The 22,264-nt window shown below is 44.5% G+C and carries 23 protein-coding genes and 1 other annotated feature; of the genes, 8 read left to right on the top strand and 15 right to left on the bottom strand.

Annotated elements, in window-relative coordinates:
* Positions 1–31: 31 nt before the first annotated feature.
* Together NQ117_RS20425 and NQ117_RS20420 are read right to left on the bottom strand one after the other, a co-directional pair.
* Positions 32–1,108, bottom strand: coding sequence for a glycosyltransferase family 4 protein (locus tag NQ117_RS20425; RefSeq protein ID WP_258279865.1), 1,077 nt, complete (start codon positions 1,106–1,108; stop codon positions 32–34).
* Positions 1,109–1,272: 164 nt separating this feature from the next.
* The gene (locus tag NQ117_RS20420) at positions 1,273–1,989 is read right to left on the bottom strand and encodes a Cthe_2314 family HEPN domain-containing protein (protein WP_258279864.1); all 717 of its coding nucleotides are present in this window, start codon (positions 1,987–1,989) and stop codon (positions 1,273–1,275) included.
* Positions 1,990–2,231: 242 nt separating this feature from the next.
* Here NQ117_RS20420 and NQ117_RS20415 point away from each other — a divergent pair, with 242 nt between their 5' ends.
* Entirely contained in the window at positions 2,232–2,384 is a 153-nt protein-coding gene (locus tag NQ117_RS20415) for a hypothetical protein (protein WP_258279863.1), read from the top strand.
* Between the two features lie 134 nt (positions 2,385–2,518).
* Here the strand turns inward: NQ117_RS20415 and NQ117_RS20410 are convergent, their stop codons facing one another.
* Positions 2,519–3,451, bottom strand: a complete 933-nt coding sequence (locus tag NQ117_RS20410) for a COX15/CtaA family protein (RefSeq protein WP_258279862.1) — start codon at positions 3,449–3,451, stop codon at positions 2,519–2,521.
* A 243-nt stretch (positions 3,452–3,694) separates the two neighbouring features.
* Positions 3,695–4,033, bottom strand: a complete 339-nt coding sequence (locus NQ117_RS20405; RefSeq protein ID WP_258279861.1) for a thioredoxin family protein — start codon at positions 4,031–4,033, stop codon at positions 3,695–3,697.
* 173 nt (positions 4,034–4,206) lie between these two features.
* Between NQ117_RS20405 and NQ117_RS20400 the strand changes: the two genes are divergently transcribed.
* Entirely contained in the window at positions 4,207–5,469 is a 1,263-nt protein-coding gene (locus tag NQ117_RS20400) for a DUF2515 domain-containing protein (RefSeq protein WP_258279860.1), read from the top strand.
* Between the two features lie 141 nt (positions 5,470–5,610).
* Here NQ117_RS20400 and NQ117_RS20395 read toward each other — a convergent pair whose 3' ends face one another.
* From NQ117_RS20395 to NQ117_RS20370, 6 genes are all read right to left on the bottom strand, one after another.
* Positions 5,611–7,242, bottom strand: coding sequence for a putative polysaccharide biosynthesis protein (locus tag NQ117_RS20395; protein ID WP_258279859.1), 1,632 nt, complete (start codon positions 7,240–7,242; stop codon positions 5,611–5,613).
* Positions 7,243–7,324: 82 nt separating this feature from the next.
* Complete coding sequence (locus NQ117_RS20390) at positions 7,325–7,810, bottom strand: DUF456 domain-containing protein (protein WP_258279858.1); 486 nt, start codon at positions 7,808–7,810, stop codon at positions 7,325–7,327.
* A gap of 57 nt (positions 7,811–7,867) precedes the next feature.
* On the bottom strand, positions 7,868–8,602 hold the full coding sequence (locus NQ117_RS20385; protein WP_258279857.1) for a Cof-type HAD-IIB family hydrolase: 735 nt from the start codon (positions 8,600–8,602) through the stop codon (positions 7,868–7,870).
* 613 nt (positions 8,603–9,215) lie between these two features.
* Positions 9,216–11,282 carry a peptidoglycan D,D-transpeptidase FtsI family protein gene (locus NQ117_RS20380; RefSeq protein WP_258279856.1) on the bottom strand — a complete coding sequence of 689 codons (2,067 nt, stop codon included), beginning with the start codon at positions 11,280–11,282 and terminating at the stop codon, positions 9,216–9,218.
* Positions 11,283–11,375: 93 nt separating this feature from the next.
* Entirely contained in the window at positions 11,376–12,539 is a 1,164-nt protein-coding gene (locus NQ117_RS20375; RefSeq protein WP_258279855.1) for a transglutaminase domain-containing protein, read from the bottom strand.
* Positions 12,539–12,985 (bottom strand): ATPase, encoded by a 447-nt coding sequence (locus NQ117_RS20370; RefSeq protein ID WP_258279854.1) that lies wholly within the window; start codon positions 12,983–12,985, stop codon positions 12,539–12,541. The genes NQ117_RS20375 and NQ117_RS20370 overlap by 1 nt, the downstream gene beginning before the upstream one ends.
* A 180-nt stretch (positions 12,986–13,165) precedes the next feature.
* Between NQ117_RS20370 and NQ117_RS20365 the strand changes: the two genes are divergently transcribed.
* Entirely contained in the window at positions 13,166–14,341 is a 1,176-nt protein-coding gene (locus NQ117_RS20365; RefSeq protein WP_258280036.1) for an MFS transporter, read from the top strand.
* Positions 14,342–14,757: 416 nt separating this feature from the next.
* The gene (locus NQ117_RS20360; protein WP_258279853.1) at positions 14,758–15,117 is read left to right on the top strand and encodes a toprim domain-containing protein; all 360 of its coding nucleotides are present in this window, start codon (positions 14,758–14,760) and stop codon (positions 15,115–15,117) included.
* A gap of 26 nt (positions 15,118–15,143) precedes the next feature.
* Here NQ117_RS20360 and NQ117_RS20355 read toward each other — a convergent pair whose 3' ends face one another.
* The 3 genes from NQ117_RS20355 to NQ117_RS20345 form a co-directional block, all read right to left on the bottom strand.
* Positions 15,144–15,797 carry an SCO family protein gene (locus NQ117_RS20355; RefSeq protein WP_258279852.1) on the bottom strand — a complete coding sequence of 218 codons (654 nt, stop codon included), beginning with the start codon at positions 15,795–15,797 and terminating at the stop codon, positions 15,144–15,146.
* A gap of 65 nt (positions 15,798–15,862) precedes the next feature.
* Complete coding sequence (cyoE, locus tag NQ117_RS20350) at positions 15,863–16,792, bottom strand: heme o synthase (protein WP_258279851.1); 930 nt, start codon at positions 16,790–16,792, stop codon at positions 15,863–15,865.
* Positions 16,793–16,940: 148 nt separating this feature from the next.
* Positions 16,941–17,234, bottom strand: a complete 294-nt coding sequence (locus tag NQ117_RS20345; RefSeq protein WP_258279850.1) for a hypothetical protein — start codon at positions 17,232–17,234, stop codon at positions 16,941–16,943.
* Between the two features lie 104 nt (positions 17,235–17,338).
* On the opposite strand from NQ117_RS20345, the gene NQ117_RS20340 reads away from it, so the two are divergent.
* Positions 17,339–18,325, top strand: a complete 987-nt coding sequence (locus NQ117_RS20340; RefSeq protein ID WP_258279849.1) for a metal-dependent hydrolase — start codon at positions 17,339–17,341, stop codon at positions 18,323–18,325.
* A gap of 213 nt (positions 18,326–18,538) precedes the next feature.
* Here NQ117_RS20340 and NQ117_RS20335 read toward each other — a convergent pair whose 3' ends face one another.
* Positions 18,539–18,772, bottom strand: coding sequence for an alpha/beta-type small acid-soluble spore protein (locus NQ117_RS20335; protein ID WP_144993843.1), 234 nt, complete (start codon positions 18,770–18,772; stop codon positions 18,539–18,541).
* Positions 18,773–18,933: 161 nt separating this feature from the next.
* Here NQ117_RS20335 and NQ117_RS20330 point away from each other — a divergent pair, with 161 nt between their 5' ends.
* The gene (locus NQ117_RS20330) at positions 18,934–19,158 is read left to right on the top strand and encodes a hypothetical protein (protein ID WP_258279848.1); all 225 of its coding nucleotides are present in this window, start codon (positions 18,934–18,936) and stop codon (positions 19,156–19,158) included.
* Between the two features lie 128 nt (positions 19,159–19,286).
* On the opposite strand, the gene trpS is transcribed toward NQ117_RS20330, so the two are convergent.
* Positions 19,287–20,273, bottom strand: a complete 987-nt coding sequence (gene trpS / locus NQ117_RS20325) for a tryptophan--tRNA ligase (RefSeq protein WP_258279847.1) — start codon at positions 20,271–20,273, stop codon at positions 19,287–19,289.
* 137 nt (positions 20,274–20,410) lie between these two features.
* Positions 20,411–20,684 (bottom strand) — a binding site (T-box leader).
* 210 nt (positions 20,685–20,894) lie between these two features.
* Here trpS and NQ117_RS20320 point away from each other — a divergent pair.
* Complete coding sequence (locus tag NQ117_RS20320; protein WP_258279846.1) at positions 20,895–21,860, top strand: aldose 1-epimerase; 966 nt, start codon at positions 20,895–20,897, stop codon at positions 21,858–21,860.
* A gap of 160 nt (positions 21,861–22,020) precedes the next feature.
* Positions 22,021–22,260, top strand: coding sequence for an alpha/beta-type small acid-soluble spore protein (locus tag NQ117_RS20315; protein ID WP_258279845.1), 240 nt, complete (start codon positions 22,021–22,023; stop codon positions 22,258–22,260).
* Positions 22,261–22,264 lie beyond the last annotated feature (4 nt).

The raw sequence follows: 22,264 nt of genomic DNA, 5'->3' as shown, positions 1-22,264 counted from the left end.
GCTCTCCTCCCTTTTTACCATGCAGCAGCCTTTATCCAGCACTAATTCGCTTATATACCTTAATTAGATTCGCTACGGTGCGCTTCCAGCTAAAACGTTCAACCGCATCCTTCCTAGCTTGCTTTGCAAGCTTATCAGCAACCTTCTTGTTCATTGCAAGTGATATAAGCCATTTAGCATGGGCTTCAAACTTGGTATAAGGATTAACTAAATATCCATTGGAGTCATGCTTTACGATTTCTTTTATTCCTCCGATATTGGAAGCCACAATAGGCAGCCCTGATGACAATGCCTCTACATTAACAAGTCCGAAGGCTTCATGCTGCTGGGATGGACAGACAAAGCAATCCGCCGTTCGATACATCATACCCATATTTTTATGCGACACACGTCCCTTGAACTCTACATCTACGTTATGCAGCTTCGCTAACGCCTTTAGTTCTTTCAAATAACTTGCTTTGCCTGTACCGACGATGATGAGTTTCGCATGTGGAACCTGCTTGCGAACCATGCTCATCGCGCGTACAATAACAGGCACTCCTTTTCGCGGAATAACCCTTCCTGCAAAAAGAACATGAAAAAACTTTCTCCGCCCCCGCTCGGAGGATGGAGTAAAGGCTTCTATATCAACACCAAGGTGAATCCGTTCTAATTTATGTGCCACTTGCGGGAAGCGTTGTGCGATTCTGCGTTTGAGAGAGTCGCTGTTCACAACGATACAATCGGAGAAGGTTAAACTTCTTGATACAGCCTTTGAAGCTGGTACGAAGGTCAACGAGTGGAGAAACAGAGTAACAGGGGTGTCTGGCTTTGCCTGTTTAATGGACGCCATATAATGCGGACGGTTATCTACTTGAATCAGATCGTATTGCTTATCTTCAATATAGTGAAGAACAGATGAGAGATACGTCTGAGAACTTCCTCCTGGGACACGAACAATGGTTAAATTACCTAACTTGCTTAACGGCTGCAAACCTGTGCTTTGTCGGCTAACGATCGTTACGTTCTCGGTTTTGGCAAGCTGCTTCGCAATCGCAAGCATACAAATTTCCACTGAACCGTTACCCGGAACTGGTATTTGCTCAGGTGCAACCATTAGAATGTTCATACCGAATCCCACCCATTTGGTTTGGTTTCTACCTATCTCTTTACGATATGCATATAAGATCAATTTGTCCTAGTGAAACGGTGGAATATATACAGGTACAAAAATAAAAGGGTTCAAGCACCGTGATTGCTCTCAGGCACTTGAACCTATTGATAACTCTTTATTTATTGTTGTGTGGATCGGGTTTTTGCCTGACATAAGTGTTCAAATATATATACGATCGCCTGACAAACCATCGTTAAGCTTTTCTGCAAATCTCGCATATTGGCATGTATATCTTCTAGCTTCACCTTGTCATTAAGACTTCGATGACGCTGCCATAAATCATCCTGCATTTCTGTATTCATATGATGAATTTCCATGTTTCTGCGTTTGCGAAGACGATGCATCTCTTCTTTGTACGTTTCCTTAACGCCAGAGAGCTGCTCTAGAAGGATTGGAGCTGTATGTAAATAGCCCATTTGACGTAACACCGTAAAGAAGGAAAAATGCTGCTTTACCTTTTCCGTATGCAGTGACAATACCTCGTTCAGTAATGTCCCTAATTTGTCTAAAATAGAAAACACGCGAATAAAGCCATTTTTATAGAAGTATACATGCCGATAATAGTCGTCAAGCTCTATCTCGCTCATTTCTACTTGATACTGCTTCGTTACGCGATCAGCAAATCGTCCTGAAGCGTATACACTTTGCTCCAGCTCGTCCAACGACGTTTGCAAGCCTACTGCCCATACCTCCACTTTACGCCAATCATGCTTAGGATCACCACTCTTAGCCATATATTGTCGAACCAATGCCAAATAATGATCCATGCTTGCCCACGCATCTTTCAATTCGCCCTCATCTATGCGAGGCGCTTCACCGAACAACATTCGGAGCATAATACGTCCTCCATCCGTTAATGAAATGACGGTAACCCTCTCCCTCTATATGGTTAACATGACTCTAACAGCCTCGCTTCATACTCCATCCTTTCGAAACAAATCGCCAAGTTACGATATTGTAAGCTTGGAGTAAGTCGGTTCGATGGTTTGTCACAATACGAAACGCTACAATAAAGTCATCAAGGAACACCACGAGAATACAAAACAAACAAAACGAAGACAACATGGAGGTATTACTTATGAAAACAACACAGAACGTTACAACTATTCAAACGGCAACCATCCAAAATCAAGGACAACAAGCCCAAACAAAACTTATATGGAACAATCGCTGGATCGTCGTAGCTAAAGCTGTTGCAGCTGTCGTATTTTTAGGCCAAATGGCAGAGTAAGCGATGCTCATCTTCTACATGCTGCATGCGAAGGAGCGGATATCGGCAATGATAGTTAACACTCGGATTACAAAGAAGCAGACCAGATGACACGTATCCAAGTGATAAACGTGCAACGGTCTGCTTTTGTGTTATTATCTCTTCGTTCGCAGCTGCCACACACGAATGCTAAGGTGACAAAGTACGCTAAATAATAAGCAAATAAGTACGGTATGAAGCAATCCTGTGAACAGGAACCAGTTCTTGTTCGTAACGGTAAAGACAACGAGCGCTCCGCTTAACACTTGCATAACCGTAAGTATAAGTGCCCAAATGCCACAAAGCTGGATTTCACGATTATCTTTATGAGAATGATAAGCAAAATGAGACATCGCTGCTACGACGAGAACTAGCAGAGCTGCTGCCACACGATGCAAGAAGGCAATGAGCGTACCACCCGTTAATTCAGGTATAAGCTCTCCATTGCACAGCGGCCATCCGAGACAGCCTCCGCCAGAATCGGTATGTCGAACAAAAGCCCCTACATAAATGACGATATATGTATACAATAATGTAAACCATACTCCGTAACGGAATGTGTCGCTGACAGGGGTTCCCCCAACAATCTCTGTAGCTTCAGGATTGATCGCATATCTTCGTATTGCTAGGCAGAGCAAGAACGATGACGCGAATGCAATAATCGAAAACCCAAAGTGTAATGCCATAACCGCTGGGACTTGCACGTACATAACTGCAAGCGCTCCCATTAACGCCTGAATTACGGTAAAAATCAAAGTTAAGGATGCATAGAACACGGCATCTTTCTTCTTAAGCTGACGGATAACCCATACGAAGATTGCAATGACTAGCAGGCCTTCGATCCCACTAACCAATCGGTGCGAATATTCGATCATGGATTCAATCGTGTAAGCGGGTATAAACTCTCCATTACAGAGAGGCCAGTCTGTCCCGCAACCTTCGCCTGATCCGGTCTTCGTTACGACTGCTCCGTTGAGAACGACGAAGAACATCCCGAAACAGACAAGGTAGGCAAATCTCTTCAGCTTGGTGAGCTGTTTGCTATCCACATTATTCACCTGACCTGTCGTTCATTTCAATTTCATGGCTATCCCCTCATAAATACACTGCATTCATTACTAAGCATTCTGCCCCCAGAACGCTCTATGGGGAAATATGACAAACTGTGCCAATGAATTTCATTATAACGGAAAACGTATATAAAAGAACGACTTTTTTGTGACAAAAATTGCAAAACAAAGCCCCCTACCCTTACATAGCAATAGGAGGCCTCACTGCATGACTTTATTTCCTTAATTTAATGCTTCCGCCACAGCTAATGCACGTTGAACGAACTCTTCAATCTCCGTACGCGACTTGCGCAGCTTATTTACAAAGCGAATCGTTTCTTTGCCGCCCTTAAAAGCAACGAAGCTAGGGATGCCCATGATGTTAAGTTCGGAAGCAACATCTTGCAGCGCTTCTGCATCAACCTCAATAAAAGTTGCTTTGTCATAAGTTTGGATAACTTCTGGCATAAATGGATCGATAAAATGACAATCTGGGCACCAGCTTGTCTTAAATACAGCAATCGTTGTTCCTTCTTGAGCAATTACTTCTTTAAAACGTTCCGTTGTTGATACTTTTTCCATACCAATTCACTCCTCTTTGTTGTCCATAAGCGATTTATCATTTTATTGTTTCATTATTTAACTACTTCTGTCAAACCTCTTGTTACAAACCTTCTTCCAATGGGTATACTAACTTCATCATCTCACTTCGGACGTAAATTAACTATTCTTTTTGGAAGGAGCCTTGTGCTGCTTTGAGCAAATTAAAGGGAATACCTTGGAATGAAGTCATCAAACTTGCACAACAGTTCATTCGCACTGCCTATAACACGATACGTCGTTTTATCCAAAACGCAATGGCCCGCTGGCTCCCTCAGCGTCCACGTACATTAGAATGGAACGATGCCCTCGTTATACGCATAGAGGAAAATCTAAAGCGGTATTTCCTGGAACAAGGGAAACAAAAAAGCGCCGATTCCTTATTCCACACGATACACCGCCACCATCTTAGCCGCGATGAACGAGAGCTTATACAGTATATTAAACGAAGTGTACGCAATGCGAATCGGAGCAATATTACTCGAACGGCTGCTTATTTGCGGATATACACATCGCACCCGGAGTTGCATTGGGCATTGCTTGCCCATATGGTATCCCGCAATGGCGGCTATAATATGACCGATCTGAAAGGGGAATGGCTGCCAGCCTTCATGAACAGCGAATATCGTCACTGGAGCTATCGCATGTTGGAAAGATGCAACGCTTTAATTTTTCATGACGCCTATTGCCAGCTATTGTTGTACGCATCCAGCCGTAAGAGTGGTAAAAGCCTGTTTCATTTGCTCCCGTTCTTTGGCGTATCTGCCTTTATGACGCCGGTATGGGATACATTTTGGATTCAGCCGAATAGCCCGCTGCTGACGATCTCTCTCATTATTAACGAACAGAATGTGATCGAAGGTAGAGTTGTCCAGAATCCTGCCTTTCAGCAGCATATTATACAGCGCAAAGACTTTCTAGCTCATGGCCTTATGCAAATGAATCAGATCGTCTTTCCGACTCAAACGCCTCATGTCACCTCTCCAGCGCGATTGGTGGGATTAACGCTGGAACGCTTCGATAATCTAGAAGAGCGGATTGCATTCGGGAAACAGTTGTACACCATTATGTTTGACATCCCAGACGTGCTTGAAGGCGTGCAGAAGTTCGCACGCGCCGTTCCACACACAGGATCAAGAGCAGATTACTGGCCTCATCGATTCACGCTTGATAAGCTCGCTCTGCGACGTGACCGTACCATGAATGTTGCCTACAGCCCACGATTGGTAGAGGTATGGCAGGACGAGCAGCATGCACCTATCGAAGTCGGTGATTGGCTCCATGACGAAAGGGCTGTACATGATCTATATTTGCCCACCGTCCCTCATGCTATCGACATGAACGATGCTCATAATCAACTGCTTAACGAGATGCAGTCCATGGCTCGTATCGCAGCCCATAAGAGCAGCATGAAGTGATAGATGTGATATTCTAATTAACAGTACCTACCCGTACAAAAAAAGACCATCTCGTAAAGAATCAGCTGCTGGCTGTTCTATCGTCGAGAAGGTCTTTCTTGATCTAACCTTATTTGGTCTTATAATAACCGAGACTGCATGCTACTTGCTTGCACGACTTGGCTGTAAACGCATGAGCGGCCGCAGCAGCTTCTGTACAGCTTTTGGATAGCCTGATAATTCCTCACCCCGTATAACACGGAAAATAACCAAACCAACCACAAACAGAACGAGAACTGTAATAGATACGAATGCTGCTGTGAAGAATAGACCAAGCTTATCAGGTACTGGCGTGTGCAGTGCAATTTGTTGGCCAATGTACTCAACCGCATAACCTGTACCGCCTGCCATCAATGTCGCCAATATAAATCCTGGCCAACGTTTGCCGATAACCGAGAATTTGACTACCTTCTTCAGCACGCGCAAGTTTAAATACGTGATAACGAAAAATGCAATCATGGTAGCTGCAATAATTCCGTATATCCCCAAAAATTGAACTAGCACTAAGCTCATTACCAGCTTCAAAATGATACCCGCTGATACACTAATCATCGCAATGTATGGCTTGCCTAGTCCGATCAAGATCGAGCTGGACGTCATCATAGAGATTTGGAATATGGTAGCGAGCGTCTGCATCGAAATGATGCTTGCCCCATCCATTGTGCTGAAAATAAATCCATTCACAGAGAACGCCCCAACGCTAAGTGCAAGCACTAGCGGCATGCCGCTCAATACAGAAATGCGCATGGCAAGCGTAATCTGACGCTGCAAATGCGGCATATCCCGCTTCGCATAAGCCGATGAAATAACTGGAATCAAGGATGTACTTAGTGCTATTGCCAATATTGGCGGTATCCCTGCAATAGACTGTCCTCGCTGGCCAAGTATACCGTACAAGTACGTTGCTTGAGCTTCCCCAAGGCTAGGCGTCAATAACGGTATCGTGAGCGTCGAGTCAATCATATTCACGGCAGGTACTGCCAACATCGAGATAACTATCGGAACGGAAAGGGTAAAAATAGATGCGAATATATCGCGCAGCGGAACAACTTGTCCACCCATGCTGCGAGCACGAAGTCCTGCTTCGCGATCCGCTTTGCGCAATTTGCGCAAGTAGTAAACCATGACGACAAAAGCACCGATGCTTCCAAATACGCCGCCGAACGAAGCCCCTGCCGCAGCATACCCTTGCGAAGCACCGCTATTCACCAAGATCAGCGCAAGCGCGATAGCTGTAACCACACGCAATATCTGCTCGACAATTTGAGATATACCGCTTGCCTGCATCATATTACGTCCTTGCGTATATCCCCGCATCATCGCCAACAGCGGGAACAACAGCAATGCCGGCGCCAATGCTCGTATCGCTGGTGCCGCTTCGGGCTGACCAGCAAGATTAGCATACCAAGGCGCAAATACGATAAGTAGAACCGTTACGACAATACCGGATACTAAGCCGAACAACAGTGCTGCATAATAGATGCGCTCAGCTTCTCGCACTTTGTTCAAAGCGTATTTTTCCGACACCATCTTGCTTAATGTACTTGGTATACCAGCTGTGGCTACAGCTAGAATAAGCAAATAGACATTTTGCGAGGTGGCGAAGGCGGCATTGCCTACAGGTCCCAGCATATGCTCAAGCGGTACGCGCTGGAATACGCCTAACAGCCGGGCTACAAGCGTAGCCGCAGCAATAATAAGCGTCCCCTTGATGAATGTTTCTTTTTTCGCCAACAGGTTTCCCTTCTTTCTCTATTAATGCACCATTCACAAAGGTAATTCAGAATTGAGAACTTACAAATTGTTCAAGACGCCCTTAGAACATTGCGATCCATACAAAGAATAGAATAATCATAACTAGCTGCAAAATAACCGTAATAACCGAACTTGTAAACAAGCCTACAACCGCGCCCAATGATGCCTTTGCGGAACGCTGCACATCAGAGCCTGTAATCATCTCTCCTATAAATGCACCAAGAAACGGACCAATAATAAGACCGAATCCAGGAATGACGAACGGACCGATGATGATCCCAATCGTACTACCAATCACAGATGGGCGTGATCCGCCAAATCGCTTGACACCCCATGCACTAACTGCATAATCCGATACAAACAATGCCACGACGATTAACGTCTGAATCGTCCAGAACACCCAACCAAACGATTCGAAGCCGAAGAACCATCCATACACGAAAAATGCCCCGTAAACTGCTACTGCTGCAGGCAATATCGGAAATATGGCTCCTGCCATACCGATGACAAACAGCGCGATTACGAGTACCCAACCGAGAATGTCCATGCGTGTTTCCCCTCACAATCTCTATATTCTCTTGTTCAAAATTAGAAATACAACTCGTTACAAAATAAAGCGCCGTATGACTTCAGCTACACCATGCTCGTTATTTGAAGCTACGACGACATCCGCAGCTTGCTTCACCGCATCCTGCGCATTCCCCATCGCAACCCCTAATCCTGCTTGCTGAATGACAGCGAGGTCATTCAAACTATCGCCAACTGCGATAGCTTGCGACATTTCAATTCCAAGCAGCTCACATACCGTGCGAATGCCCGATGCCTTCGATATTCCCGCTGGATTAATCTCGATATTCGTTAGCGCGGAATTGGTCAGCTCTAGGCCGCCTATCGCTTGCAGTTCTGCCAACACGGCCGCAAGCACGTCAACATCTTCATTATAGTAGCCGAACTTTAGCCAATCCTCTTGATTGACTTCTCCAGACCACTTCTCTCGGTTGTACAAGGCCTTGGTTGAATATGCCCAGAACCATGTATCGTATTTCTCCGACAAATTAAGCATTTGTTGAACCGCTTCGCGATCCAGCAAATATCGCATGTACAACTCCTGTGGATTGCGCCAAATCTCACTTCCGTTAACAACAACTAAAGGTCCATTCAAGCCCAACTCCTCTGCATAAGGAAGCGCATTCTGAATGGCCCGACCTGTAGAGAGCATCACCGTTACACCCGCCTGCTGAGCTTCGGCGATAGCACTGGCTGTCTCCTGACTTACAACATGATCATCATCCAAAAGCGTCCCGTCCATGTCGAGAGCTAATAATGCATATTTACTCATTGCTGTCTTCACTCCCGTCTATATGACAACCACTCAGCTCATCAACCCTTCGCGAACATTGGCGACAAGCTATGTCAATTATTTGTTATCCAATTACACATAACGATATTGTAACATAACGGAACCTGCACAACCAAGCAATTCGTAGGTCGCTGTCCCTACAAAAAAGAGACTGCCATAGAAGCAAATAAATAGCTTCAAGCCGCCTCTTCAACATGCATGATATCGAATAATCATCCATCACCATTCAGTTCCCTTATATAGAAGACATAAAAGTTAAGAACAACACCGCCATGACAAAGCGTTTGATGGCAGAATTCCATTTGACAGCCTTTTTTGTTATCTTCCTCTGTTTTGTCTTCACCTTGTCACCCTCTCAAATATCGTATCGTTGCTACGTTGCTATTTCTTTGATCCGCACAATAATGTTACCTTCGAGCTTCTTTTTTCGATATATACAATACTTTTTCTCTAATGCAACATTTACTTCAAAAAAATATATTGATGATGTTTCATTGTTATGTTACGACTTTCCAAATTGTGCGGATTAGCTCTACAAATAGGCAATAAAAGACCCCTCCATAGTGGAGAGGTCTTTTGACTTTGTTTACTGTTATCCTGCTGGCTGATCGTTATTAGCAGCGTTTGTTGGGCTTTCCGCCTTTTTGCGAGGAGTGCCAGTCAAACCAACTTCTTCGTCATAAGCGTCAAAGATCGCACGTGCGATTGGAGCAGCAGAGTAAGATCCATATCCGCCCTCAGGGACAACAACTACTACCGCCAGCTTAGGTTTTTCCGCTGGAGCATAGGCAATAATTACCCCGTTCTCAACAAGCTTGCCACCCACCTGCTGCTGGGACGTACCTGTTTTACGATAGAAAGAATATGGGAAACCATCGAATCCATGAGCGGTTACATTGCTCATGCCATCTTCGATTTCTTTCCAATATGCATCGTTAAATTGGGCCTCGTTCAGTATTTCCGGCTGGAACTCCTTAACGGTGTTCCCATCGCCATCCGTAATCTTACTTACAAACTGAGGCTTCAGACGTTTGCCGTGATTGGCTAACATAGCTGTATACTGCGCAAGCTGAAGTGTCGTATATTTACCCATCTGACCGAAGGATGCACTTGCAAGTGCGGATTGAGCACTATAACGCTTGGCATCTTCAATATATTCCTTAACCCCTGTGCTTTCTCCAGGAAGCCCGCTTCCCGTCAATACACCGAGTCCAAACATCTCCATATAGCTGTCCCATACTTCCAAGCCATTTTTATCTGTACGACTAAACAATCGTTTACCGACCATGTCGATCATAAATGGATTCGAAGAAACTTGAAGAGCACGAGCTGCATCCATCGCACCGTATACTCGACGATTGGAGTTCCAAATTTTACGTTCATATCCTTTACGCCCAATTTCAGCATATCCACGATCATAGTAAGTTTCGTGCAGTCCAAACATCTGCTCTTGCAAACCGACAAGTACAGTTAGTGGCTTCATAACCGAGCCAAGATACACCAAGGAAGATGGATGCTTCATGCGTTCACGATCATCCTCATAAGGTGGATACACTTCTCGAATCGTACCATTACCCATATAATACTGATTTGCTTTATGATCCTCAGGTGAAATTGAACCATTACGCCATACGTTCGGATCATAGTCTGGCATACTTGCCATGGACACAATGTTACCTGTATCCACTTCCATCGCTACGGCATAAGCCGTTTTGGCGTAAGGAGCCCGTTCAATCGAGTTAGGCGAATTGCGCAGCTTCTCTAAATGCTTCGTAATCGCTTCTTCCGTCTTTAGTTGCACATCTCGATCGATCGTTAAATGAAGATTATGCCCGCGCTCAGGCTTCGTCATCTCCATCTCTCCAATGACTCGTCCTGCAACGTTAACCGGGAATCGCTTCAAGCCGTTCTTCCCGCGCAGCTCTTCCTGATACATATACTCAAGTCCGTCTATACCAACGTCCTCATGTTCCAAATAGCGCAATTCATCCGGCATCGTGTCGCGATTTTCATGTACGTTCTTATAGTAATCGTAACTCTCACGAACACCCTTGAACTTCTTCAAGTATCCAACGAGCTGAACAGCCACGCCATCTTTATCATAGTTGCGGACGCTATCCTCAATAACCTCCAGCCCTTTAAGATCAGGCTTGTTCTCAAGGAAGAAGGCCACTTCTTTTTGACTGAGCCCCGTCTTAATAAGCCGCGGTACAAAGGTATAGTTGACGCGCCCCGTCAAATCCATACTCTTCACGATTTCATCCGCTGTAGGCTGCTTTACATTTGGATCGCCGTAATTTTTGAAAATGGTTTCCAATTGCTTGGCCAGCTGTTTGGCTTCTGCCAAATTTTCTTCCAACTTGTAGTTCTTCTCAATCGTGAAGTACAAAGATTGTGTAGAAGTGGAATAAGCAATCGGCTCGTTCGATGCATCATAAATCGTTCCACGCAATGGTGGAATTGCCGTTGTTTTGTACCCAAGACGAGTTTCTTTCTCTTTCATGGAAGGCCCTTCAACAAATTGAAGGAAAGCCAATCGTATAATCAGCACGCTGAACACGGTAAAAGTTACAAAAAAGAACGCATTCAAACGAAACGAAAAGTGGCGCCTATTGATTATTTCCCGCTTCTGCGGATCATCTCTGTGTGGATGACTCAATCCCCTCATCCTTCCTGCTGTCATCTATCATCATTACTGTAAAATAAAGTGTAGCACATTTCTAGGACAAGCTTCAAAGGGTTGCGTGCTGCACTAGTCAGGAATATGTGTTTTAGAAAAATCAGGGCGATCAAACCAGTCTCCAGAGCTGGCCCAAGTTGTATCAAGCAGGATCCATTTCTCTTCTTCTGTCAAATACACACCATTCCAAGCATGGGGGCCATAACCGCCTTTACCGTCATATCCGACCCCTGTAATCACTTTAACTTGCAGATCGACTGTACGAGCCATCATCGCATATAAACGTGCATAGTCGATGCAGACCCCTGTTTTCTCCTTGAATGTATCAGCAGGAGATTGCTCTTTCCATACACCATTATCTAAATAGTTATTGGCTTTGTCCCAATCGTACTGAATACGCGTCCCGATCCAATCGTACAGCTTTCTAGCCTTTTCCTTATCAGAAGCAGCACCTTCTGTTATTTTCACTGCTGCTTGTTCGATATTTTGTGGGATTTGCTGATCGATCACTTCATAGCGACGATGCATCATCTCCTTGAACTGCTGCTCTACTTGAGATGACAGCACCGGCAGCTTCTCTGTAATCCAACTTCCGGCTACTGGCTTTACAATACGATTGCTGACTTCCTGATACAGATCCGAAGCTTGAATAGCCCGACTAAAGCCTCCGCTTGGTTGCAGCGTTACGACACCAAACAACAAGGCCACAATAATGACTAAACGAATGGCACCTGTTACTATACCAACAATCGCTCCAATCGTACGACTGAGCAAACGCTGAGGCCATGTCCGCCCCTTTGTTCTTACATGCTGCTCATCTAAGTCATTGCTAGATGGCACCCATATTAGAATTAACAACCGCTCCACCACATTCAGCAAGAGACGGACAATAAAGTACAGCACAACAAATAATATCAACACGCGCATAAAATCAAAGTCACGAATGCTAGTCATGACGGCTAAATAAGTCCGTTCCCACCAAGATGGCTCTGCTGGAACTGCAAGCTGCATCTCTTGAATCCAAGCTGCCACTATAGGTGACAACTGATTTGCTAATTGATAAGCGATGAACATCGATGCCAACGTCAGTACCGCATGAATAGCAAAAAAGAAGAGGTGCTGCATCGACCCTGAAGCGCCTCTGCTCACCCCTTGCCACACACTGACGAATAGAACAAGTGCAAGCAGGAGTGTTACTATAGTGCCAGTTCCCCCTTGCATCAATCCATCCATCATTATTTTTTAGCTCCTTCAATGAATTGACGAATCATCTCTGTAGCTTCCCATTCACCTAGTGATACTCCGCCAAGGGAAACATGCACTTTCGTACTACCCGCTTGTCCTTTAAGCTCTAGGCTTGGTGTCTTAACCGTATAGGAACCGTCTTTATTACGCTCATATGTAGCTTTGCTCGCTTCATCCTTCATCGCTTGGATCGCTTGATCTTTAAGCTTAGCTACCGTTTCATCCTTCACGGTTGTAACAACTTGATCAATATCTTTCCATGTAACCCCGCTATATACGGCCACGCCAGCCACAATAACAATAACAAGCGCCCATTTAATCATCGTCTTAACAAAGCTGATAATAACAAACAGCACAATAAGTGCAATTAGAAACAGCATCCAGTTCTGCTTAATGAACTCAAATAACGTATCCATCTGTATATCCATCTTGTACATCTGTCCTTTCTCGTTTTTCTTAGCGTATTATACATCATTTCCAATATGGACGTAAGAGCATACGTTCATTCCTCAAAATTACGATTTCCTATTTCATCTGCCACGATCACTGAAAGTACTAAGTTCGTCCCATTACGCGTACAAGTATAGAATAAATGAATTCCATGGGAGGTGATGATGTTGCGATCTGTCGTGTGGCTCTATTTATTTTTGTTCGTAGCCTTCTTCGATTTGCATGCCCAATATCCGATTTTAACGCCTTTCGCTGTATCCCTTGGTGCTGCTCCTTCTTTTATAGGACTGATGATGGGCTTATATTCCTTCACCCATCTACCTGGGAATTTACTGGCAGGGTACGGTGTTGATCGTTACGGTAGTCGTATATTCATTATGTGGAGTCTAATGGGTGCTGGTGTACTGTTAATTTTACAAGCCCATGTTACTGATCCATGGCAGCTGCTTATCGTCCGTTCCATTAGCGGTTTTGTACTGGCCTTTCTCTCCCCTGCATGCTTAGCACTGCTCGCTCGCTATGCAGAGGATCAAGTACAGCAAGGTAAGCTGATGGCAGGCAATGGACTAATCCATACCCTTGCTTCCGTTGTATCTCCTGCTGCTGGGGCTTATCTTGTATCCAAGCTCGGATTCACGATGGCTTTCCAGGCACTAGGAATTGGTCTGCTTATTATCGGAGCACTGGCATCAGTTCTCATACGTCCGCCACAGTATGCGAAACCTCAATCCAATCAAGCTGGTCACGAAATAAACGCAGCCCAAACTAGCGCGCAAGCTGCTCCCGTACAGCCTATACCGCTAAGATTTTTTCTACTTCCTTTAGCAATCGCTTGTTCACAAGGCATTTTATTTTTTGAGCTTCCTTTCGCAGCCAACGCTCTACATTCCGTAGTAAAGACAGGAATGTTGTTCACCGCTGTCAGTTTAGGTGCCTTATTCACGCTCAGCTTGTTGTTTTTGAATCGATACTCAGCCTTCCTGCGAACTTGGCTTGGCTCATTTTGCTTAGCTTTGCTTTTCTTCTGTATGGCCATTGATACACCAATACCGTTATATGTTACTTTATTTCTTATCGGCATGACAAAAGGAGTTACGCTACCAGCGCTTTCTGCCCACCTTCTACAGCTAAGCGGTGGTGCTCGCTATGGCCGTATTTTCTCAACGTTGTCTATTGCCTTCTCCATCGGTTCATTTCTCGGTCCGATGTTGGCTGGGCAGCTCCGGTCATATGTATCTCCATTTTTCATTGCCTTTATCATTTTAATGACTGCGATCACATTTATGCCGTGGTATCGCCCTTGGCAGGCGATAACAGTCAATTCCAAACTGCAGCGCACTTAAATCACCTTACATACAGGGCGAATACCTATCTTAACTAGATCTGGGTAAACACACAGCACGACTGCTGCCCTGCTTCATACAATACATTGTGTTCGATGATAAGAGCTGAAAGAGGTGAACAGAATGTCTCATTGTGTGGATCCTTGCAATGTTAATCCTTGCTTCGGTGGTAATAATTTTGGTGGTGGATTATCAGGGGTCGGTTGCGTCCTCGTACTCTTCATCTTATTAGTTATCATTTTAAGAGCTGTCTGTTTCTAACAGTGTCACACTCTCTCCCTCATGCGGCTTGCTGGCTAAGCAAGCCGTTTATTTTTATTCAGTGCGTTCGCTGCGCAATGTTTTCTCACAGTTGTGATACACTATATAGACCAAACGGACATGTTTAATCATTGCAATGTAAAGAAGGTGCGCACATGAATGACACTGAAATTGTAATTGTCGTAGAGGGCAAAAATGACCGCAGCAGACTGCGTCGCTTATTAAATGATTACGTTCTTATTCTATGTACATTTGGAACTTTGAACACAGCCAAACTGGAAACACTTATCAAACAAGTTGGAGACCAAGAAGTTTTTTTGTTTATGGACAATGATGCTTCTGGGAAAAAAATACGCGGTGTTTTAAGAGACGCATTTCCAGATGCTGATCATATTTATACACGTAGAGGTTACGCAGGAGTGGAAGGGACACCCGATGAATACGTCATTCAGCAACTAGAAAAAGCGGGGCTGGAGGAATACATTGTGTATCCGGCTCCAACCCCGTATGAGTAACATAACGATTCAATCAAGATAAAAGATTACGATTCAAGCAGCTTCATGACACCAGCAGCAATTGTTTCTGCAGTAACGTCATCGGAGTCCATTTTGACATTGTAAACTTTGCGAATGTTGCCCTCTCCATCTACGAGCGTGACATAATTCGAATGCGAGAAGTTGCCGTCCTTGTCCTTAATCACAAGTGAACCGAACTGTTCCATCCATTCTGCGGTCTTCTTCTCATCCCCTCGCAAAAAGTACCAGCCGCTTAAATCCGCTTTATTTTTCTCCAATGCCCATTTCTTCAGCACTTCTTTTGAATCTCGCTCCGGATCAAAGGTAACCGAATGAAAGGCAACATCTTTGCCAAATACACCTTTCTCCTTCAATATATCCTGAGCTTCTGTCAGCATATAAGTGGTTGGAGGGCATACATCTGGACAGCTGGCAAAGAAGAAATAGAACAAGCGAACTTTGCCTTCGGTATCCGCTAAGGAAACCGTCTTACCATCGACATTCTCCAATTGAAAGTCTGGAGCTTGCTTAATAATTGAAAAATCAGCATTTGGATCAGATTGTCCTGCATTCTCATTTAGCATGCCGGACCCGTATATCCATGCTGCCGCAATACCAAACAAAAACACCAATGAGAATAAAAAGATTTGTAACGAATACCTTTTCACAAAAGCCGCCACAGCTCCCGCTCCCCTTCGCATCATCTTTTCTTGAATGTCTCTCCGCTTGCATTACATTTGTTCTGTTACTTGCCCATCGTGTCTAGAATGATAACAATAAGATGCAGCATAATAGCATAAATAGAAAGAATAAAGGCTTTGCGTGCCCAGACCTCGTTATTAGAAGTACGTAAGCCTGAAATACACACATACAGCCAAGCTGCATTAATAATCGTGCCGACTATCGCGTATACGATGCCTGCGTAGCCATACCAATAAAACAACCACGAAAGTGGAAGGAGCAGCACAACGTAAGGAATCATTTGCCACTTCGTGCGCTTGATGCCCTTTACAACAGGCAGCAAAGGATAACCTGCTGCGCGATATTCTTCTACTCGAAGTACACCCAGTGCCCAGAAGTGCGGCGGCTGCCATAAGAACAGCAAAGCAAACATAAGCACTGCACCAAGATCAAGTGATCCTGTTACCGCTGTATAGCCGATAACGGGAGGCATTGCTCCTGGTATCGCCCCTACAGACGTACTCCAAGTCGAAGTGCGCTTAAGCCACAGCGTATATACAACAACGTATCCAAATACTCCTATAAGTCCAAATAGTCCTGCTACGGGATTGACGAGTAAAAATAATACGAGTAGACCTGTAATACCGAGAGTAATGGCATATCCTAATACAACATGAGGCTGTAACCGACCTGATGGAAGCGCGCGATTCTGCGTCCGCTTCATTTTGGTGTCGAAATCACGGTCAAAATAATTATTAAACACACAAGAAGAAGCCATTGTCAAAGTGGCTCCTACAATCATCCACAGCAAAGTCCCCCACGGTATATCCCACTTAGCCGCGACCCAGAAACCCGCTACCGCTGCCAATAAATTAGAGCGAATAATGCCTGGCTTCGTGAGTTGAATAAACTCCTTCCATAATCCATCCCGAGCTGGCTTCTCGGTTATCATTGCGGAATCTGGTGAAGTTCTATATGTGATTTGCTTATCCACGTATCACGTTCCTCCTTGTTGTTCTCAGAACGAGCAGAATTTCTTGTCTCCTGCTGTAATCTTCATCATAGCAAATTAGATCAATTGATGACAATGTTCATTGCAATCGTTCATCAATTTGACAATTCAATGGATGGAGTTTCATATTTCATATTTGGACAGGTACACGAGCAAACTCCCAAATATGAAGTTTTGCTTTGCCACCTGGAATACAATCTGTCAACTCATCCCATTCACTTTGCTCTCCTAAACGCAATTGCTTCATTGCCTCGTACTGCTCCACTGTCGTATTGAGCCATTGTTCTACAAATACATTAGGTTGGTCTGTTCCTTCGTACCACAGCACGTCCTGCCTGCTAGCCAATTGCTTAGCAGCCTTCTTTAAATACATTTCCCGCTTAGCAGGATCGATTCGATATTCGACAAATATAATGCGTTCCATGACCATCCTCCATTGATGTTCGGACCGTTTCTTATGCGGCCTTGTCTTTTTATTTATATTTTGCTTCAAGTCTGACCACAATACAACAGCGGAGGTGCAAGTCAATGGATTCTATATCGCATCTGGCTATTGGATTAGGCTTAGCAGGCCTTTCACAAATCGATCCCGTTGTCGCAGCAGACACTTCGACAGCAACTGCTGTGTTAGCAGGAACGATCATCGGCTCTCAGGCTCCTGATTTCGATACCATTTTTAAATTAAAAGGAAATGAAGCTTATGTACGCAACCATCGTGGTTTCTCACATTCACTTCCTATGCTGATCGTCTGGAGCGTTCTCATTACCGGCGGATTGCAACTGCTTATGCCTACGAATCACTGGAGCCATGTAATGCTATGGACTTCAATTGCAGTTGTACTGCATGTATTTACAGACTTATTCAACACGTACGGTACGCAAGCGATGCGCCCATTTTCAGAACGATGGATTTCGTGGAACATCATCCCCATTTTTGATCCATTTATATTTACTTCTCATCTTGTGGCTGTTGCCATATGGATGTTTGGATGGGTGGAGCCTGCCGTGCTATTTCCCGTCCTATACATCATACTAGCTGTTTACTACGTATGGCGTACGCTAACTCATCGCTTACTTATAAAGAGATTGCCAAAGCTCGATAACGAACATAAACTAGGGGAACGATATACGTTGATACCCACCGTTGTCTGGTCACAATGGAATCTTGTAAAGAAATGCAAAGATGGCGTGTTTCGAGTAGGTCAGCTCCATAAAAATCGTGTAGTTAGTTGGACAGAAACGGCTAAGTGCGACGAGCATCCTGCCGTAGAAGCATCTACAAACGAGACGGTCGTGCAGACCTTTCAATATTTCACACGCTATGGCTGTGCAACCGTGCAACCAACGGGATATGGCTTTGTCGTACGATGGGTAGATGTCAGATATCGTCACCGTAAACAATATCCGTTTGTGGCTGTCGTCATGATGAATGCGCAATATGAAACACTTGATACGTATATCGGATGGTTAAGTGAAGAGAAGCTTTATAAACGATGTGGATTAGAACCTGTGTAAGCTGGAAGTTCCTTCTTTATTCCAGAACTAAAACGTGTTACATTGTTACTAACATGCATTCTATAGCATGCGGTCGTTCCTACGTCCGTATGTTTTTTGTGAGAGCTTTTTGTCATGGCCATAACAAAAAGCTGCCCCGCGCGCTGGGACAGCTGTCTGCCGCTCCTAAACTAAGAGCGTGTTGTATAACTCGAGAAAAATGACTTGGGACAATTAACGACCTGCGCCACCTGCGCCGCCGGACAATTGTTGTTCCCCGATTTGCACTAGACGCTTCGTAATGTAACCACCGATAGTTCCTGTATCGCGAGTCGTGTAGTTACCGTAGTAGCCGTCTTGCGGAATTGGAATACCAAGTTCCTGTGCAATTTCGTATTTCAATTGTTGCAAAGCTGCAGTCGCTTGTGGAACGACCAAGTTGTTAGTACGAGATTGATTGTTTGCCATGATAAGAAAATCCCCTTTCACTATGGCTCTTCGGTTATGCAAGCTTGCAAGCTTATTTTGTCCGCTTCTTTCATTGTTATTCTTAAATATTTATCATTTTCGAAAATAGTTGCAGCGCTAAGGGAAGCTTACTCAACTGTGAACAAAAAGGAGAGATTACAATGCCCAAACGATTAGCTTTATGGTTCGCCTTCTCCTCCATCATCCTCTTAACGATAACCAGCATTACTTTAAGCTCCAACGGTTGGATTTCCTTGATATGTGCTGTCTTAGCGTTCTTCAATGTAGGATTTGGATTTATGTTCAAAGCAAAATATCGTAAAAAAGCAGAACAGGAAGCAGCTTTAACAGCTAAACAAGCTGAGCCTTCACAAGCCACAGAGTAGACGATGTTTCGTCCGTTCAGAAACATTGTGAACATAGATGATGCCAACAATAAAAGACCGGACGTTTGCCACTATGGCTCGCATCCGGTCTTTTCCTATTGATAACTTACAGCTTGTAGTAGCTGTACTTAGCGTGGCATTACAAAGCCCATGCGTTTCTTTACATCATCAAGCTTTAATTGAGCAACTTCTTGCGCACGTTCCGCACCTTGTTTCAAGACATCATACAATTCGCCTGATTGTCTCACTTCACGATAACGAGCTTGCAATGGCTCTAAGAAGTTAGCAACAAGCTCAGCCAAATCCTTCTTGAATGGCCCGTACATTTGACCTTCATACTTCGCTTCAATCTCAGCAACGCTCAATCCAGCAATATGGGAATAGATGCCCAATAGATTACTGACCTCAGGCTTATTCTCCGGATCAAACTTCACCAATGCTTCCGAATCTGTCTTCGCACGGCTAATTTTCTTGCGGACAATAGCAGGATCATCCAATAGAGCAATATAGCTACCTGCATTAGGATTACTCTTGCTCATTTTCTTAGAAGCATCATCAAGAGACATAATGCGCGCCCCTACTTCAGGCATATAAGGCTCTGGCATTTGGAATGTATCTCCATAGCGATGGTTAAAACGATTGGCTAGATCACGAGTCAATTCCAAGTGCTGCTTCTGATCGTCACCTACAGGGATCAACTCCGCATTATACACAAGAATATCTGCTGCCATTAATGCAGGGTATACGAATAATCCAGCGGGTATAGATTCTTTCCCGGCAGACTTTTCCTTGAACTGCGTCATGCGCTCAAGCTCGCCCATGTTCGCAATCGTCGTCATCAACCAGCCAAGTTCAGCATGCTGTGGCACATGGGATTGTAGGAAGATAGAAGCTTTGCTTGGATCGATTCCAGCAGCTAGGTACAATGCCGCTACTTGCTCGGATTGCTCGCGAAGCGCAGCTGGATCTTGGGGCACCGTAATTGCGTGCAAATCCACGATCATAAAGAAGCACTCATGATCATGCTGCAATTTCACAAAATTCTGCATCGCACCTATATAATTGCCAATCGTCAACTGGCCGCTTGGTTGAATACCTGATAATACGCGTTTCATTTCATCATCGCTCCTTATTGGATTATTATAGTTGTACTTTGCTCATTGCACCTTAACAGAGATATCGTGAATCGGATTGGGTCCTTAGAATTGTGCATCCAGCATCCATATGAACGCAAAAAAGGCCTTTCGTCTCCACAAGGGACGAAAGACCGTGTTGCCACCCTAATTCACTTCAATGTCATGATGTCATGTCAGCATATTGCATCTGATTACACACAACACATTACATGAAGCCTCTTCTCCGTAACGCAGAGCTGCGGTCATAGCATACTAATATGCTTCATCAGCATACGTTCCTCAAGACACTCCGAGGTCCATTCAATCACGACGCCCGCACCGATTCTCACCTACCATCGGCTCTCTGCAGCGAATTCATCACGATCTACTTACCCTCATCAACGATTTCTGTTCCGTATAAGCAAGGAAATAGTTATCTGTTAGATTATCAGCCGTATCGTTATTTGTCAATCAATTACATGCTGAGCTTACAGCATATTGTGCTCAATATCCCGTTTTATCGCTATCTTTGCAATACTAGGAGCGAATAAGCAGTATGACATTACGCCTGCCATTTGCTATCATTAACCTATTGATTGCTTACATAAAGGAGACGATTCCATGCATCAAATTACTAAGGGAACTTGGAATGGACACGAAACGATCATCATGCACAGCGAGACACTTGAGGCGACACTGCTGCCGAGCCTAGGAAACAACATTATCCGCTTGTGGGACAAGCAAGCGGAACGTGATGTGTTGAGAACACCAGCCGAAAGCGACTTGGATTATTACATGACCAAGCCATATCACTTTGGCATTCCAATGCTAATGCCGCCTGGACGCATTCGTCGTGGTCGCTTCTCCTATGCAGGGGTCGATTATCAATTCGACCAAAATACAGCTAACGACAATCATATCCACGGTCTGCATCGTACTCAGGCTTGGACGGTACAATCTGCTGTTGTGGAACATGATCAATGTATCGTCACTACGGTATTCCGCACAGAAGAAGATACAAATTGGATGAGGCAGTATCCAACCCCACTTGAGTTGAAGCTGACACATATTCTAAAGGGGAATCGATTAACGCAGAAGCTCGAAATGACCAACATCGGCAAACAACCTGCGCCATTTGGCTATGGTACGCATACATGGTTCCAACTCGACGGCGAACCTGAGAAATGGAATCTTCAAGTCCCTGTTTCTGGCATCTATGAACTCGACAATGAGCTTATTATGACAGGCAGAACGTTGCCACTAGGTGAGCACGAGGGCTTGAATAAAGGGCAAAATCTGCAAGGAACCAACTATGATACTGTTTTCAGTACTGGTGGACAGCGTCCAGAAGCATGGCTGACCCGCGAAGATGGCTACCGTATTCGCTATGCGGGCAACGAGCCTTACTTCAAACATTGGGTATTGTACACTCGCGGCGAAGCAAATGAAATTATTTGTGTAGAGCCGTATACGTGGCTGCCTGATGCGCCAAATCTTCCTTTCGATCAGGAGACAACGGGCCTTATTGAATTGCTGCCCAACACTCCGGTTGAACTCGTCCTTGAGTTGGATATTATCCATCCATAGAGTCCCTTGATTGATCCGAACTATAGATATTCAGATACTGTAAAAACAATAATGCCAAGCATCCAACTGATGCTTGGCATTATTTACATTTACCATCCTATTAACCGTATGCATATTTACAAATTACTTTTCCATACTAACTTCATAGGAGGTGAACAACATGGCAGGAAATCAAACTAACAACCAAAGCCGTACGAACAACCTCGTTGTTCCACAGGCGACTGCAGCTTTGCAACAATTGAAATATGAAATTGCACAAGAGCTAGGAATTCCGATTCCACAAGATGGCTACTATGGCAATTACACCACTCGTGACACAGGTACTATTGGTGGTTACATCACAAAACGCCTTGTCCAAATTGGTGAACAGCAATTAACTGGTAGCCGCAATACGCGCTAACTAG

Source organism: Paenibacillus sp. SC116, from assembly GCF_024733555.1.
Lineage (GTDB): Bacteria > Bacillota > Bacilli > Paenibacillales > Paenibacillaceae > Paenibacillus_B.
The sequence above is the reverse complement of the archived record's forward strand: the minus strand, read 5'-3'. Positions and strand labels throughout refer to the sequence as shown.